Source organism: Borrelia turcica IST7 (assembly GCF_003606285.1).
GTDB classification, from domain to species: Bacteria; Spirochaetota; Spirochaetia; order Borreliales; family Borreliaceae; genus Borrelia; species Borrelia turcica.
Window position 1 is genome coordinate 687,715 of the sequence record NZ_CP028884.1, and the last position, 16,433, is coordinate 704,147.

Genomic DNA, 16,433 nt, shown 5'->3' on the forward strand with positions numbered 1-16,433 from the left:
ATATTGTTTTTACTTTTCTTTGTCAATTTATTTTAATGCATTTATGTATTCCCTTATTTTTGAATCTCTATCTACTGTTTTTCGACTAACATTTTTAATGATATCTTCGCTTGATATTATTTCTATACTTTCCTTGGCTCTTGTTATTGCGGTGTAGAGTAGTTCTTTTGTTAAAAATGGATGGTCTTCTATTATGATTATTACATTTTCATATTCAGAGCCTTGGCTTTTATGTATTGTTGTAGCAAAACTAAGTTCATATTTATTTAGTAAATTAAAATTTATCTTTTTATATTTTTCGTTTTCTCTTTTAAATAAAGCGTAAATTTTGGAATTTTCTTTAAAAAGAACACCCCTCTCTCCATTAAATAGATCATTTTTATAGTCATTTTGAGTAATAAGAATGATTTGTCCAATTAAATTACCTTGAATTTTTTTTAAATGCATTTTTATGCTTTCATTTATTCTTTTTGATCCTACTTTACCAAAGTTTCTTGAGCATAGAATGATTTTGCTAAGTAGAAAATTAAGAGTAGATTCTATTTTTTCATCTGTTAGTAATTTAAGATTAAAATTAAAGGTATTTTTGTATAGATTTTTTGTGTAATTGAGTAATTCATTTTCTATGTTTATTTTGTTTATTTCCTTTAAAATTATGCTTTTACTATTATTAATTTGACTCAAAATCAAATCTTCATTTTCTTTGTATATTGCTTCTGCTAGTAAGTTGATTTCATTATTGCTTCTGAAATTTTTTTTAAGTATTTCTACATTTTCATTACTTATGTCTTTTATTCTAACAAGACTCGCATATACATTGCCTTCGGATATTGATGGAAGCTGATTTTGATCCCCTGTTATTATAAGTTTTGTGTTTATGTTTACTGCCTTTAGTAATTTTAAAAAAATGTTTGCATCTATCATAGATGTTTCGTCAATTATGATTATGTCGAATTCTAGAGGATTTTCTTCGTTGTATTTGTCATCTTTATTGATAAATGAAATTTTTAATAGTTTTTGTATCGTACCATATTCTGTTTCAAGATTTTTAAATGTTTCTTTTAAACTTGATTTTAGCTTTTGACTTGCTTTACCTGTTGGTGCTATGAGAGCTACTTTTTGCTTAGCGTTTAAATTCATGTCAATTGCTTTTAGAATATAATTGATAGTTGTTGTTTTTCCTGTACCAGGACCGCCACTGAGTATAAAAAAGTTACTTTTTAAAGATTTTTCAATTGAGCTTACTTGTTCTTCACTTAAGCCTTTAGTATTTAAATTGGTCATGATATTTTGTATTGTCTCTTCGCTAATTTTACTTTTGCTATTTTTAAGTCTTAGATCTATTTTTTTAATTAATTCTTCTTCTTCTCTAAAATTTTTTTGAGTGTAGATATGAATATTATTTTCTATTATTAAGGGAGTTGTGATTTTTTCATATGGATTAAAATTTCTTATTATATTTTTTTGTTTTAAATGTAATATCATTTCGTTGATTTTGGTTATTCTTGTAAATTCTTTAAGTTCTTCTAGTATTTTTATTGATTTTTTATAAAATTTGTCATCTTCGTCTAATTCAAAGTAGGCACTCTCTATTGTGTTTTTAATATTGTCTATTAGTAAATTGATATTAGCTCGCAGGTGGCCTTTAGAGAGGTAGTTGAATAAAAATATTAAAAATATAGTAAGCTCTTCCTGCCTTTCATCTTGGATTTTGCCTATAAGTAGATGTGATTTGTAATAATTTTCTATATTTATATTTAATATTTCAATTTGTTCATAAATTTTGAGTTCGGGATTTAAATAATTTCTCTTATTATCTTTTAAGAATTCTTTTAAGACTAAATAATTTCTCATATTTTCCTTTGAGTCTTTAAGTTGTAAATATGTGTTCTAAATCTAATTCTTTAAACTTAGGTAGAGCTGTATAGATTCCATACTGAGTGCTAGATTGGCTTTTTGTCTTTTCCTTGAATGCTCTTGTAAAAAGATATATTATTCCTCCGAAGTTTTTATTATACTTTTCCATATTCTTAAAGAGTATTTTTTTTATACCTAGTGCATAAATTTTGTATTGTAAGTCATACTGTTCTTGTTTCATTATCTTCTTTAAGTTTGCTGGACTATAGTCTTTTATGCTTTGTCCAAGATAATTTGTTTTATAGTCTAGAATATACACTTTATTATTGATTTTAAATGTAAGGTCGATAATGCCTTTGATGTAACCGTCGTTTAAATTTAAGTTAAGCTCTTTGTAGTTCATAAAGAGATTTTTTTGTTCATTGGTCTTGTTGCCTATTCTGATTAAAAATTCCATTTCCTTTTGTAATTCTTGGATATCGCATAGCCTTGCGTTAATGAGTTTAATTTTTGTGTTTAATATATTGTAAATCATTTGAGTGAGTGCTTCTTGTATCTCAGATGTGTTTAGATTTGAATTAAAATGTCTTATTTTTTTTTGTATGAGACTAATGTTCATTTCTTTAAAAGATGCAAAAGTACTTTTTGCATCTCTAAAATTTATTTCTTCCATAATAGCATGCAAAATATTGCCGATATCTTTACCCTTTGGAAGTGTTTCTTTAATAGAAGAATCATCATTATCATAATCAGCATCATCTTTTATTTCTTTATTTGTATAGTGTATAGACTTATTCATTGATGCAAGGCTTGTGTAGCTGTGTGTATATTCTTTTCTAAATAAATTCTTATTTATTGGTGGTGGAGGAATTAATTTTATATCTGCATTACAACTTGTATCTAATTTATTAAATTGATGAGTTTGAAGTAGATTATATACATTGAAGTCTAAATTTATGCCTGCAATTATTTTTGTTTCTGCTAGCGTTAGCATTATGCTTGTCACTTTGCCTTTATTGATAATAAAGAGAGCAAATCGAGCCCTAGTTGTTCCTACGTAAAAAAGATTTTTCTCTTCATTTAAGAATTTAAGTAGGGCAAATTCTTGATTTTCTTTTAATTTAAAAAAATCATATTCTATTTTGTCTTCTGAACAAAACTTATAAAATGGTTCAGATGATTTGAGTAAGGATTTATTTTTGCTGTCTTGAAGATCACCTATTAAGAATACAATGTTAAGACTTAGTCCTTTTGATTTATGAATTGTGAGTATTTCTATGGATTTACTGTCTTTAATATCTCTGTTATCTTCATCTTCTTCAAAATCTTTATTGATTATGAGGGTTTCTAGAGTAGATATTAATGATTCTACGTCTTTCTCTTGATAGTAAACTTTGGAAATAAAATCTAGGCTTGTCTCATAGTTATTAAGTTCCTCAAATTTTTCCTCATTTATTAATATTTCTCTATAGCTTTTTTTTGTGATTGCAAATTCGGTAAATGTAGGACTATTGAAATTTTTTGCCAGTTTTATCCAAAAATCTTTGTTTGATATAATTGTGTCTATTGCCTTTGTTAGTGTTATTTCTTTATTTTCAAGTAAATATATTATGTCACTGATAAATTCTTCTATGTAGTGGATTTCATCTCTTTCAATAAAACTTAGATACAATTCCCATGGAAGATTTATTATCTTACTTGTTAATACATAGCTTAAAGTTTTAAATTCTTGTTTCCTATCTAGACATTTTATTAAATAAAATATTTCATTAAATTCTTTTGTTTTAAAGAATGATTTTTCAGTTTTATTTGTTTTTATATCTTGGCTTTGAAGTGCTTTATCTATTAAATTGATTTCTTTTGATGTTCGACAGAGTACTGTAATATCGGATTCTTTAATTCTCCTAAGTGTGTCATTATCGTATATTTTTCCATTTGTTAGCAAATATTTAATTGTAAGGGCTGTCTTTTGTATAATATCCTCATCTTTTTCAGTCTCTATTATGTTTATTCCTTCTATTTCTATGTCATTTATAAAAATGTTATTGTTGTCATTTTTGGGGTCTGTTTTTGAGTTGCTAAATTCGATTTGTTCAATTTTTGATATCCATTTTTTATTGTAGATATTACTAAACATAATATTTAAAGGTTCTACTAACTTTTTATTTGATCTGTAATTGATTCCCAAAGTTATTTTTGCATCATCCTTTATTTTATGCTTTATTCCTTGGTTGTAAAATGAGACATCAGCATTTCTGAATGCATAAATTATTTGTTTAGGGTCGGCTATAAAGACTAACTTTATGCCACAGGAGTTTAAAATTTCAAATATTTCTATTTGCATAAGGTCTAGATCCTGTGACTCATCTATTAGGATTATTTTATATCTACTTTTGATTGAATTTAAGAAGTTTCTGTCGGGAGATTCGAGGTGTGCTTTAAAGTTTAGTATTATATGTTTTTGGTCTATTGTATTTGTTGCATTAATGGTACTTGCAAGCTCTCTTTCTATATATTTAAGTATTTTATATTCAACACTTAACTTAATGTATTTTCTGAGTTTGCTTTTTTTTTGGGTTTTTTGGTTTGCTTTTTCTTCCGTGTCTGTGCTTGTTTTATGGCTAAGCTCTATTAAAGAGTTTTTAATCCATGTTTCCTTATCTGAAAGAGTAGTATTTTTATTAATATTGGATGTGATTATTTTATGTAAGAATTGATTGTTTATAAGTATTTCTGTTATTTTTACTATGTCCTGTTCATGCCTATATTTTATTTCTGAGATTTTAGTTCCTTGATTATGTTTATTAAGAAAAGTTCTTTTTTCTTCCATAGTCATTGTATTTAGTTCTTCTATTATTAGGTTATATTCGTAAATTAATTTGTCTTTATTGGTAAGTATATTTTGAAAAATAGTTTGTTTTTTTATCCAATCTCCAAGCTCTTGTGTCTTGTCTCTTTTATAAGCTTCTCTTATGTATCTAATCGTCTCGTTTGTGTTTGCAAAATTGGACGTAAAGATTTCAAATTCATAATGCTTTATTGCTAATTCTTTTTTAAGCAGTTCTGTTCTTCTTAAAAATTCATAGACTATTTCGTCTATTTCTGATGTGAAATTTTCTTTTACCCTATATTGAGAGAAGTTTTCTGTTTCAATTTGAAAATTGTTTAGAGAATATAGTGCAAATTTGTGTATGGTTGAGATAAAAATTTTATTTGATTGCTCGTAAATTTCTTTTAGTAATTTATCTGTTTTTGAATTGTTGTATGCATTCTCAATTGACTTTAGTATTCTGACATGCATTTCTTCTGTTGCTTTTTTTGTAAATGTTAACACCAAGATCTCGCTTGGAGAGTATATTTTGTTTGTTAGTAAGCTTGTAATAGTGTGCTCAAGTGTATAAGTCTTGCCAGTTCCTGCTGAGGCTTCAATTAGTATTTTTTCATTGTATTTAATTTTATCTATTATTTCTTGCATAAAATTAACTTTGTGTTTTCATAAATTTAATATAAAAGTCTTTTAGTAATTTTTCTAAGTTTTCATCTATGTTTAAGTCATTGGTGTCTTGGAATCTGTTGTAATAAGGACACCATGTTATATCTTTTTGAGTAAGAACATGTTCCATCTTTTTTGTGGGAGCAATACTTTTTTGAGGGTATTCTATTTGTGCTTTTAGTGCGGTAGGAAATTCATTTATGTTTTTTATTTTAGTTAAACTTTTATGTATTAAGTCCCTATAAATGGGAGTAGGGTAGCTTGAAATATATGCTATTTGTTTTAGTAGATTTTCAAGATCTAGTAGGTTTATTTCTGTGTTTTCATATGCATTATCAAGTGATAATTGAGCAGTTTCATAAGAGATTTTTATTTCTTGAATTGAGTCTATGTTCTCTATTTTGTTTTTTAAAAATAATCCTATCATGTATAGGTCTATTTTCTCGATAATTGCGTCGTTGTTATATTCTTTTTTTTCTAAACAGAAGTAATAATATCTATTATCAATTTTATATATATTTTGAAGTTTTCCATCTAACTTAAATTCTAGTGTTGTGTCTTCAAAGTTGATAGGTATTATTTTATTTAATGTGGTGTTGACCGCCTCCATTTTAAAAAATTCTTGAAAATTTATTTCAATATTATTTTTTATCTCATTAAATTTTGATATGAATTCTTCCTTAAGTCTTTCTTTTTTAAAATTCAAAGGAACTATCCCTTTTTGAATTTGATGTTCAATGATATTATCTATTCTTTTAAGTATTTGATATTCATTAATTTCATCTTTTATATATTCGTGTATTGGCATGAAATTATCCATTAACTTGTAGTTAAAGTTAAGAATATCTATAATTTGTTCTTCTTGTTTTTCCTTGATTTCATTGATTTGGCTTATGTCTTTGATATATACATTTAATATTTTTTCATAAAAGTATTTGTATGGATTAGTTATAGCTTTATTGATATCCTTTATTTTTAGTGGAATTTGTTCTTTTAATTTGACTCTTTTCTGTATAAATTTTCTATGATTTCCTTTCTTTAGTGATTCTGCAATGCTGAAGGCATTTGTATCATAATTTATTAGGCAATTAGGGTTTTTCTCTTTAAAATATTCAAAATCATAATTTTCGTTTGGGTGTTTTTCAATTTCTAATTCTTGTCCCATATTTTTAATGTGATTTATTATCTTGTGTATTACTTTAGGTTTGTTAATATCTGGATTTAAAGATTTACTTAGTGAATAATAGAGGTAAAATTTGTTTGATGCTGCAAAAATTATATTAATTAAATTTGAGATGTTGTATTGTTCTACATTGGCATAATCATAATATTCATTTAGTAAGTTCATGTTATCAAAGGTGATGTTTGAGTTTAATTTGTCAGCTCCTAGAAAGTGGATTTCAGATTTTTGTAAATACTCAATTTTATCAGAGCTTGCAACAAGTATGCCTACATTTTGATTGATTGATTGATATGATTTTTGTTCTAAACTTTCTTCAAGCATTATTTTAAAAAGAGCAAATTCAACTTTTGTATCTTTAACTTTTTCCATGTAATCTTTGTAAATATTTTCATTAAAATCTCTTGAAAAGTTTTTGAGATATTGTATTCTTGTGTTTATGTATTCATCAATTTTGTCGTCATCTTCAAGTTTAATGTATTTATTTATAAATATTTCTATTATTTCTGCCCATTCATATATTGTGTATTCTCTTCCTCTAAAATAGATTATATCTTCATACAGACTTCTTATTATTGTTGTTAGCTGTATTATTGAAGCGGGGTCTTGAAAGCTTATATTTTCTTGAAAATTTTCATTTTCATATTTTTCATTAAAAATTTCAGACATTAAGAATCTGTTAAAACCATCTTCCCATGAATTTAGGAATGTTTTGTCGTAGGATAAGTTTTCTTTATGAGTATCATTCATTCCAAAATTAATGTTCATGGTGTCGCTAAATGTTATTAAGTGTTGCAATTCATTTGTTGAGATATTGAATTTATTCATAACTTTAGTATTGCTTAAAAATTCAATTATTTCTTTTCTGTTAAAGTTACTAATAGTTCCTCTGTGTGAAATGAATAGATTCATTAATTTTTTTAATGCCATTACGCTTTTGCTTTTTGAAATATCTTTGGAATCTAATACATTAAAATCAAGTTCGTATTTATTTAAAAATTCTTCTATGTATGGTAGGTAAAAATCCATTTCTTTTGGAAGACAGGTTATTACAATGTCATTTAGTTTTAAATTATTATTTTGTGTTGAGTGTAAAATATTGTTTACAAGAATTTCTACTTCTCGTTTTTGTGTTGTTGCCTCTATGATTTTAAAACTGTTATCTGTGCTTAATAGAGAGTTTTCTGCTATGATATTATTTTTAAAGCTTGCTAAAAAGTTTTTCTCTTCAAATAATTTAGTGTCAATTTCTTCCTCTATTTGTACTTCTAGGTTGTATTTCTCTATTTTTATTGGAAGTAGTTCTTCTATTAAAGAAGATTTGTATGAAGTTATATCTTCTAAAATGAGTTCATATACTTCAAGTTTGAAGATTTTTTGCAAGTGAAATAAGATTTTTCTGTCAATTTCTTTGGTCTCTCCAATAATTATTAGTCTTTTTGTTTCAATGCTCTTTGGTATGCCTGTTGTTTCATTTTCTATTTGTTTATATAAGTCAAAGATGTTGATTTGGTTTTCAAATAGTTTTTGAAACATTTCCTTTTGCATTGATTCATATCGAGCATTACTTTTGTCTTTAAATAAGAGCTCATCTTGTCTCCAATTTTCAATTATTTTAGAAAATTTAGCATAGTATTTGTGAAATAAAATTATTATCTTTGAAGCGAAAATATATCTGTTTTTGGTTGATTTGAATTGGTTAATATTTTTTATTTTATTTTCTTTTAGTATATTGTAGAGAATAAATTTTTCTGTCTCTGAGTAAAGAAGTAATGTATTGTTTGCTAGGAAATGTTTGATATTTTGGTTTTCTATTAAAAGGTTGTATATCGTTTTCATCATGTTTTGTTTTATATTGAGATTGTATGAAACTTCATTTAGAGTCGCTAAATATTTTTTAATTTCATCCTCTAGGACATTATTTTTTATAATGATGATGGTTTCTTTTTTGAAAATATCATCATTTCTAATTAATTCTTGGATTTTATTGTAAATTGTGCAAACTTTGTTTGTTTTATATATCTTATACATAAATTTATATAGTTTTGCTTTCTTTAATTAGTTTATTTCTTAAGTTTCTTAAGTTTTCGGTAATACTTACTTTATATATATGGGGATTTATTATCCTCTTATATGTGTGGTCAATTTGCTTAAGATCATTTTGAACTCTATGTCTTAGATGTTCTAGGCTTGTTTCTGATATTTGATTAATTTTATTAACTTCAAAGCTAGTATCCATTAAAAATTCGAAGTTTTCATATGTTTTTATTTCTTTGAACATATTTTCTTGTAAGGGGTGGTAAATTGTGAATTTTTTTTTAGAAGATAACATTTTCCTTATTTCTTCTTGTTCTTCTTCTAAAAAGATTAGGTCAAAAATCATTTGTTCATTAGAATATATTCTAGCAATTCCTTTCGTAGAGGGAAGTGTTGATTTTTCGATATTATTTGACATTTTCATTTTAGGTATAAATTCACCGTTTTGTTTAATTGATATCAATTTATACACTCCTGAGAGATTGGGGTCTCCTTTTGCGGTCACTAAATGAGTACCTACGCCCCAAAAATCAATGGGAGCATTAATTGAGTTTAGGTACATAATAATCTCTTCATCAAGTTCATTAGATACAATTATTTTGACTTCATGTAATCCATTTTCATTAAGTTCTCTTCTTACCTTTTTGCTTAAGTATTCAAGATCTCCACTATCAATTCTGACAGAGAAATTTTGGTTTTCCTTTGTCTTTAAGGATTTAAATACTTTGATTGCATTCTTAAGTCCACTATTAAGTGTGTCATAAGTGTCAATAAGCAGACTCACATTATTTGGATATGTTTTTGCATATTCCCAAAAAGCTTCTTCTTCACTTTTAAAACTCATTACCCAGCTGTGAGCCATTGTACCAGTAACAGGAATGTTATATTTATATCCTGCAAGAACATTGCTTGTAAAATTAGCACCTCCTATGTAGGCGGCTTTACTTGCTGAGAGGGCGCCATTAATTCCTTGAGCTCGTCTAAGGCCAAATTCAGCTAAAGTTTGAGCGCCGGCTTCTTTAATCCTTGCTGTTTTAGTTGCAATGAGGCTTTCAAAATTTATGATGTTTAAAATAAGTCCTTCTATTAGTAAAAGTTCGATTAAGTTTCCTTCAACAATTAGTATGGGTTCATAAGGAAAAACAATTCTTCCTTCTTTTATTGAGGTTATTTTTATGTTTAGCTTAAGTGTTTTTAAGTATTTTAAAAATTGCTTATCAAAGTGCTTTAGTGTTTCTAAGTATTCAATTTCTTCTTCTTTAAAGTGAAGTTCTTTTAGAATGTTAACTAATGTTTGCATTCCTGCTAGAATTATGTATCCATTTTTAAATGGAGTTTTTCTGAAAAACATTTCGAATTTTGCTTTTGGATTGATGTTTTTTACAAAATAAGCATTCATCATTGAAAGTTCATAAAAATCTGTAAATAAGGACATGTTATTCATTTTCTAAATTATACACCATGCCAATATTTGCATTCTAATTTATAGATTTCCTTGTTAAATATGCTCTTAAATTGGATTTAAATAAGAGAGAATGTTCTTGTGAAGAGTATTTCATAGTTTTTGGCTTAGTAATAATAGTATAATTTGTTTATTGGAGATATTTTGTGATGGAAAAGAATGTATCTGATTTTGATATTGTAATATTTGGGGTTACAGGGAATTTATCAAGAAGGAAACTTATTCCTTCTCTTTTTAGTTTATATAAAGATGGTTATATTAGCAATTTTAGGGTTATTGGATTTTCACGTAGAGAATTTACTGATGAGGAATTGAGACTTTATATTAAAGATTCTTTGTGGCAAGAAGAGGAAACAGCTTTAGTAGATAATTTTTTGAAGTTTTTTGTTTATTTGGCAGGAGATTTTAAAGAAAAGGAAGCTTATTCTAGATTGTTTAATCTTTTGGGAAAAACAAGAGAGAGAGTGTATTATCTCTCTACTGCTCCTGAGTTTTATGGGGCAATAATTGAAAATTTAAAGCCATATTCATTAATGGATGCTAGTTCATATTCTAAAATCGTTCTTGAAAAGCCTTTTGGTAACAGTCTTGATACGGCTAGGTGTTTAAACTCACTTCTTTACTCTGTTTTTAAAGAAGATCAAATCTATAGAATAGACCATTATTTGGGCAAAGAAACGGTGCAAAATATTTTTACATTTAGATTTGGAAATTCTATTTTTGAGAATATTTGGAATAATCGTTATGTGGATTTTGTTCAGATAACAGTGGCTGAGGAAGTAGGTATTGATGGTAGATTTGAGTATTATGACTCTGTAGGTGCCTTAAAAGATATGTTCCAAAATCACATTTTGCAACTTTTAAGTCTTGTTGCAATGGAATCACCTATTGGATTTAATTCGGACTTTATTCATGATGAGAAGGTTAAGGTTTTAAAGAGCTTGAAGAAATTCAATAAAGAGGAAATAGAAAATCATATTATTAAAGGACAATATGTGAGTTCTCGAGTACAAGGTTTTTTGAAAAAAGGATATAGAGAAGAGGCGGAATTTTTAAAGACTTCAAATACTGAAACTTATTTGGCAATGAAAGTGTTTATTAATAACTGGCGTTGGTCTGGTATTCCATTTTATATTAGAACGGGAAAAGCCCTTGTAAGGAAATTTTCAGAAATATATATTCAGTTTAAAAAGCCCGATTTCACTCTTTTTAATACTACGTTAAATAATATGTCAAATGCTTTGATTTTTAGAATCCAACCAAGAGATGGAATTGAAATTAAGTTTAATACTAAGCGACCAGGATATAATTATGAGATGCAGGAAGCCAATATGGAATTTTCTTATCATTCTTCATTTAGTAAATTTTTTGGAGAATCTTATGAGCGTTTGCTTCTTGATGCTTTTTTAGGAGATAGAACCTTGTATGCTCGTAATGATGAGATTGATAGTTCTTGGGAATTTGTATCAGACATTCTTAATAAGTGGGGAAATGTTAAAAATTGGGATTATTTTTATGGGTCCGAGGGACCACTTCAGGCAAATATGATTTTAGAAAAGGGTCATTTTTGGCGCAGCATGTAAATATTAAATTTAAATACTTAATGTAAAAATAAAAGTAAGCTTAAAATAATAATTCTACTATAATTTTGTTCCTTTGTATTGAATCAAAATTTATTATTTTTAATAAATACTAAAATATTGATTTATTTGTGATAGAATTACAAGAATATATTTATTTGATTATCAGTAATTAATGTATTTTAATATACTCTTTTGTATTTAAGGGGATGTTTGTATGAAGAATGTTGACATTAAGGTTAAACCGAATTTTTTAGGGCTCTTGCCTTTTATTGTTTTTGTTGTAATTTATCTAGGAACTGGAGTTTATTTAGAATTTATGGGTGTAGAAATGGCTTTTTATCAGCTTCCTGCAAGTGTTGCAATGTTTATTGCATCTATTACGGGATTTTTGGGTTTTAAGGGGAAATTTGAAGATAAAATTCATAGTTTTGTTGAAGGTGCTTCTCAATATGACATTATTTTAATGTGTCTTATTTTTTTATTGGCAGGAGCTTTTTCTACTCTTTGTAAAGAAATAGGCAGTGTTGAGGCGGTTGCTAATATTGGACTTAAGTATATAGGTTCTAGGTGGATTGTTTCAGGGATATTTTTAGTTACTTGTTTTATTTCCTTTTCGGCAGGAACTTCTGTTGGAGCAATTGTAGCTATTGCGCCAATTGCTTTTGAGGTTGCAAGTAAGAGCAGTGTTAATTTAAATTTAATGGCCGCTGCTGTTATGTGTGGTGCTGTATTTGGAGATAATCTTTCCTTAATATCAGATACGACTATTGTTTCAAGTCGTACTCAGGGGAGTAACATTGTAGATGTTTTTAAGGCTAGTTCTGTTTATGCTTTCCCATCAGCTATACTTACTTTTTTTGGTTTTTATTTTCTTTCAAGTGATTTATCTAATGTTGAATCTTTGATTAGTAGTTCAGTAGATTTAGTTAAAGTAGTGCCTTATCTTCTTATTATTGTTTTATCCCTGTTAGGTTTAAATGTTTTTTTTGTTTTATTTATAGGTATTGTTTTTGTAAGTGTTATTAGTATTTTTTATGAAAATTTGCAGTTTTTGTATGTGATGAAAAAAATTAGTGAGGGATTTCTAGGCATGGGTGACTTAATTTTTCTCTCAATACTTACAGGTGGAGTTTCTTTTATTGTAATTAAAAATGGAGGATTTAAGTGGATTTTAGTTAAGCTTAAGACTTTAATACGAGGCAGACGTTCTGCAGAGTTTGCAATTGCATCACTTGCTTCTGTTGTTGATATTTTTCTAGCTAATAATACGATAGCTATTCTTATTTGTGGCAGAGTTGCAAAAGAAATATCTGTTAAGAATAAAATACCCTCCTATAGAAGTTCTTCTCTTTTGGATATGTTTTCTTGTATTTTTCAGGGCTTTATTCCATATGGTGCTCAAATGATTATTTTAATAGGATTTTTTGATGGGCTTATTTCTCCCTTAGGTGTTATATCATTTTTAATTTATCAGCTATTTTTGCTACTTTTTGTTATTTTATCTATGGTTGGTCTTGATATTAAAAGGTTTTCTTGGTCTTTTTCTAAGAATTGAATTTATTTAAGTAATGTAGGAGGTTTAAAAATGGATACTACTAGTTGTATAAAACCAAATTTTTTAGGACTTGTTCCCTTTCTTGTTTTTATTGTTATCTATATTGGAACGGGAGTAGTTTTAGAAATTCAAGGTGTTAAGATGGCTTTTTATCAGATGCCGCCAGTAGTTGCTATGTTGTTAGGTGTTGTTGTAGCGTTTCTTTTATTTAAGGGTTCATTTACAGATAAGATAAATGAATTTATTAAAGGATGTTCACAGTTTGATATTATATTTATTTCTTTAATATTTATGATTTCAGGTGCTTTTTCTTCTGTTTGTAAGGAGATAGGTAGTATTGAAACTGTAGCCAATATTGGACTTAAATATATACCTTCTAATTTATTGGTAGCAGGTATATTTTTAATATGCCTTTTTCTTTCTACTTCAACTGGTAGTTTTATGGGTACTGTTGTAGCTATTACTCCGATCGGACTTGAAATAGCAAATAAAAGTGGAATTCCATTGCCAATGGTTGCAGGTGCTGTGCTTGGAGGAGGTGCTTTTGGTGATAGTATGTCTTTAATATCAGATACAACTATTATTGCAAGTCGTACTCAGGGAGTTAAGATTAGAGATGTTTTTAAAAGTGGAGCCTATTTTACAATTCCTGCTGCTGTTTTAGCAACAATAGCTTTTGCTGTTGTAGGTTCATCTGTTGAAAATATTGATGTTGTAGGTGAGCTTGGTGAGATTAGTTATTTAAAGGTTCTTCCTTATCTTTTTGTTATGACTTTTGCGTTCTTAGGTGTAGATGTATTTTTAGTTTTATTTCTTGGAATATTGATTGCAGGTAGTATTGGTATTTTTTATGGTAATTTGACCTTGCTTTCAATGGCTAAAAATATTAATGAGGGCCTTTTGGATTTGAGCGATATGCTTATTCTTGTTATTTTTACAGGGGGAGTTTCTTACATGACTATTAGACATGGAGGCTTTGAGTGGGTTTTAAATAAGTTAAAGCGATTAGCTAGGTGCAAAAGGAGTGCTGAATTTACAGTTACTTTTCTAATAATTATGGTAACAGGATTTCTTGCAAATAGTGGTCTTGCTATTTTAGTTAATGGAGCTGTTACTAAGGGTATATCTGAGGACAATGCAGTGTGTCCTAAACGATGTGCGGCCTTGCTTTCGGTTTCTTCTTGTGCTTTCATTGGTGCTTTACCGTATGGCATGCACATGATAAGTGTAATAAATCTTGCAAAAGGGACTATATCTCCAATTGATATCATTTCATTTTTGTTTTATCAAGCATTTTTGGGCATTATTATTATTTTATCTATAGCTGGATTTGGTTTAAAGAATCATATTTTGCGTTTTGCTAGAACTTAAGAAACAACCCTTAAAAGGTTGTTTCTCTTTAATTGGTATTTATGAAGCTAATTCTACGTATATTTTCAGTTGTTCTTCTTTTACTTTTCTAGGTACTTGTTTAAATACCTCTAATTTTGAAAAATCTTTTGGAAGAAATTTTTCTTCCAAGTATAGGTTTATTTCAGGGTTACTTTTTGCTTCTTCTTTTAAACGACTCAATACATTTTTGTTTGGCGAATTATATCTTGTCTCTTGAAAGTTTGCATAAGATGCTTCATTTTCATAAAGAAAGTTAATAAATTTATAAGCAAGTTCTTTATGAGGAGCATCTGATGGAATTGCCATTACGTCAATCCAAAGATTTGTGTCCTCAGGAGCATAAAAGTCTAGATTTGAGCCTTTTATTATTGCATCTTGTGCTTCTCCACTCCATGTTAGTTGAATAGATGCTTCACCATTGAGTATGAGTGATTTTGCAGCAATATCTGAGAAATAGCCTACTAATAAGGGATTTTGTTTTTTTAACATCTCTCCAGCTTCTTTTATTTTAGATATGTCATGTTCATTAAAGGAATAACCAAGTTGTTTAAGAGCAACTCCAATGTTTTCTTTTGGGGAGTCTAACATTGCAATTTCTTTGCTATATTTTTCATTAAATAATATATCAAATCCATTCATGTCTTTTATATCAACTTTTGTTTTGTTGTAAAGTATTCCCATTACTCCCCAAAATATAGGTATAGAATAAGTATTGCCAGGGTCATATTCTAAGTTTGTAAATTCTTCTAATAGATTATCTCTTACATTTGGCAATTTTGAGTGATCTATTTTTTCAATTCTATTTTCACTTGCTAATTCACCAATCAAGTATTCTGAGGGTACTATTATGTCATAATAACCTTTTGTATTGTTAAATTTAGCCATCATTTCTTCATTATTATTAAAAATTTCATAATTTATTTTTATATCATTTTCTCTTTCAAATTGAGCCAATAAGTCTTCATCAATATATTCTGCCCAATTGAGAATATTAAGAGTATCTTTTTCCTCTCCAGAAGAACAAGATAGAATTATTAAGATTAGTATTGCTAATATCTTTTTCAAAATTAAACTCCTTTTATCTAAATTTCTGTGTCTGTTGTTAATTTTTTAATTCCTACAAATTTATTAATGATGAATAAAAGAATAAGTATTACAAAGAATAGCATAGAAGAAATTGCATTTATGATAGGTTTTATTCCTCTTTTTGTTAAGGAATTTATAAGTATTGATAAATTGTTAAAGCCTTGTCCTGTTGTAAAAAAAGATATTAGAAAATCATCAACGGATAATGTAAATGCAATAAGCCCACCTGTTGCCACGCTTCCAATTATTTCTGGAAATATTATGTTTTTAAATATTTGACTCTCTGATGCGCCAAGGTCACGGGCTGCATCAATAATATTTTCCGGAAGTGAATATAGCTTGGGTAGAATGGTTATTACTATGTAGGGTGTTGAAAACATGATGTGTGACATTAACATTGTAGAGAACCCTAGTTGTATTTTTATAGCTGAATAAAATGTCATCAAACTAATGCCTGTTACAATGTCAGGGTTAATTATTGGTATTTTGTTGATTGATAACAAAATTGTTTTGATTCTTTTATTTTTAGTTTTATAAATGCCATAAGCTCCCAAAACACCAATTACAACAGATATTAAAGATGATATTATTGCTACGGTTAGAGTATTATATATTACGGTTTTTATTTGCTGTGATGCAAAAACTTCTTTGTACCATTTTAAGCTAAATCCTTGCCAAAAAAAACCATGATCGCCTGCGTTGAAAGAGTAAATTACTAGAATTATTATGGGTGCATAGATGAATCCAAATGTAAAGAATAAAAAAGTGTTTTTTAGTATATTTAGCAT

The 16,433-nt window shown here is 27.7% G+C and carries 9 protein-coding genes; 3 read left to right on the plus strand and 6 right to left on the minus strand.

Annotated elements, in window-relative coordinates; all coding sequences use genetic code 11:
- Positions 1-27 precede the first annotated feature (27 nt).
- From recD to DB313_RS03325, 4 genes are read right to left on the minus strand one after another with little or no spacing between them, the layout of a single operon-like run.
- A complete protein-coding gene (gene recD / locus DB313_RS03310; protein ID WP_120104405.1) occupies positions 28-1,854 on the minus strand; it encodes an exodeoxyribonuclease V subunit alpha in 1,827 nt (608 codons plus the stop codon).
- Between the two features lie 16 nt (positions 1,855-1,870).
- Complete coding sequence (recB, locus tag DB313_RS03315) at positions 1,871-5,332, minus strand: exodeoxyribonuclease V subunit beta (RefSeq protein WP_120104406.1); 3,462 nt, start codon at positions 5,330-5,332, stop codon at positions 1,871-1,873.
- A gap of 4 nt (positions 5,333-5,336) precedes the next feature.
- On the minus strand, positions 5,337-8,561 hold the full coding sequence (locus DB313_RS03320) for a PD-(D/E)XK nuclease family protein (RefSeq protein ID WP_120104407.1): 3,225 nt from the start codon (positions 8,559-8,561) through the stop codon (positions 5,337-5,339).
- Positions 8,562-8,565: 4 nt separating this feature from the next.
- Complete coding sequence (locus DB313_RS03325; RefSeq protein ID WP_120104408.1) at positions 8,566-10,011, minus strand: nicotinate phosphoribosyltransferase; 1,446 nt, start codon at positions 10,009-10,011, stop codon at positions 8,566-8,568.
- 164 nt (positions 10,012-10,175) lie between these two features.
- On the opposite strand from DB313_RS03325, the gene zwf reads away from it, so the two are divergent.
- The 3 genes from zwf to DB313_RS03340 all read left to right on the plus strand — a co-directional run bounded on the left by zwf (position 10,176) and on the right by DB313_RS03340 (position 14,538).
- Positions 10,176-11,612, plus strand: a complete 1,437-nt coding sequence (zwf, locus tag DB313_RS03330; RefSeq protein WP_120104409.1) for a glucose-6-phosphate dehydrogenase — start codon at positions 10,176-10,178, stop codon at positions 11,610-11,612.
- A gap of 214 nt (positions 11,613-11,826) precedes the next feature.
- Complete coding sequence (locus DB313_RS03335) at positions 11,827-13,167, plus strand: Na+/H+ antiporter NhaC family protein (protein WP_120104410.1); 1,341 nt, start codon at positions 11,827-11,829, stop codon at positions 13,165-13,167.
- 30 nt (positions 13,168-13,197) lie between these two features.
- Entirely contained in the window at positions 13,198-14,538 is a 1,341-nt protein-coding gene (locus tag DB313_RS03340) for a Na+/H+ antiporter NhaC family protein (protein WP_120104411.1), read from the plus strand.
- A gap of 39 nt (positions 14,539-14,577) precedes the next feature.
- On the opposite strand, the gene DB313_RS03345 is transcribed toward DB313_RS03340, so the two are convergent.
- Positions 14,578-15,615: an ABC transporter substrate-binding protein gene (locus DB313_RS03345; RefSeq protein ID WP_420808991.1), complete on the minus strand. Its 1,038-nt coding sequence runs from the start codon at positions 15,613-15,615 to the stop codon at positions 14,578-14,580.
- A 26-nt stretch (positions 15,616-15,641) separates the two neighbouring features.
- A complete protein-coding gene (locus DB313_RS03350) occupies positions 15,642-16,433 on the minus strand; it encodes an ABC transporter permease (RefSeq protein WP_120104413.1) in 792 nt (263 codons plus the stop codon).

Coding starts and splice junctions, on each gene's coding strand:
- DB313_RS03340 (WP_120104411.1), top strand. CDS start 13,198: ATGGATACTACTAGTTGTATAAAACCAAATTTTTTAGGACTTGTTCCC.
- recD (WP_120104405.1), bottom strand. CDS start 1,854: ATGAGAAATTATTTAGTCTTAAAAGAATTCTTAAAAGATAATAAGAGA.
- DB313_RS03350 (WP_120104413.1), bottom strand. CDS start 16,433: ATGCTAAATATACTAAAAAACACTTTTTTATTCTTTACATTTGGATTC.
- DB313_RS03335 (WP_120104410.1), top strand. CDS start 11,827: ATGAAGAATGTTGACATTAAGGTTAAACCGAATTTTTTAGGGCTCTTG.
- DB313_RS03325 (WP_120104408.1), bottom strand. CDS start 10,011: ATGAATAACATGTCCTTATTTACAGATTTTTATGAACTTTCAATGATG.
- DB313_RS03320 (WP_120104407.1), bottom strand. CDS start 8,561: ATGTATAAGATATATAAAACAAACAAAGTTTGCACAATTTACAATAAA.
- recB (WP_120104406.1), bottom strand. CDS start 5,332: ATGCAAGAAATAATAGATAAAATTAAATACAATGAAAAAATACTAATT.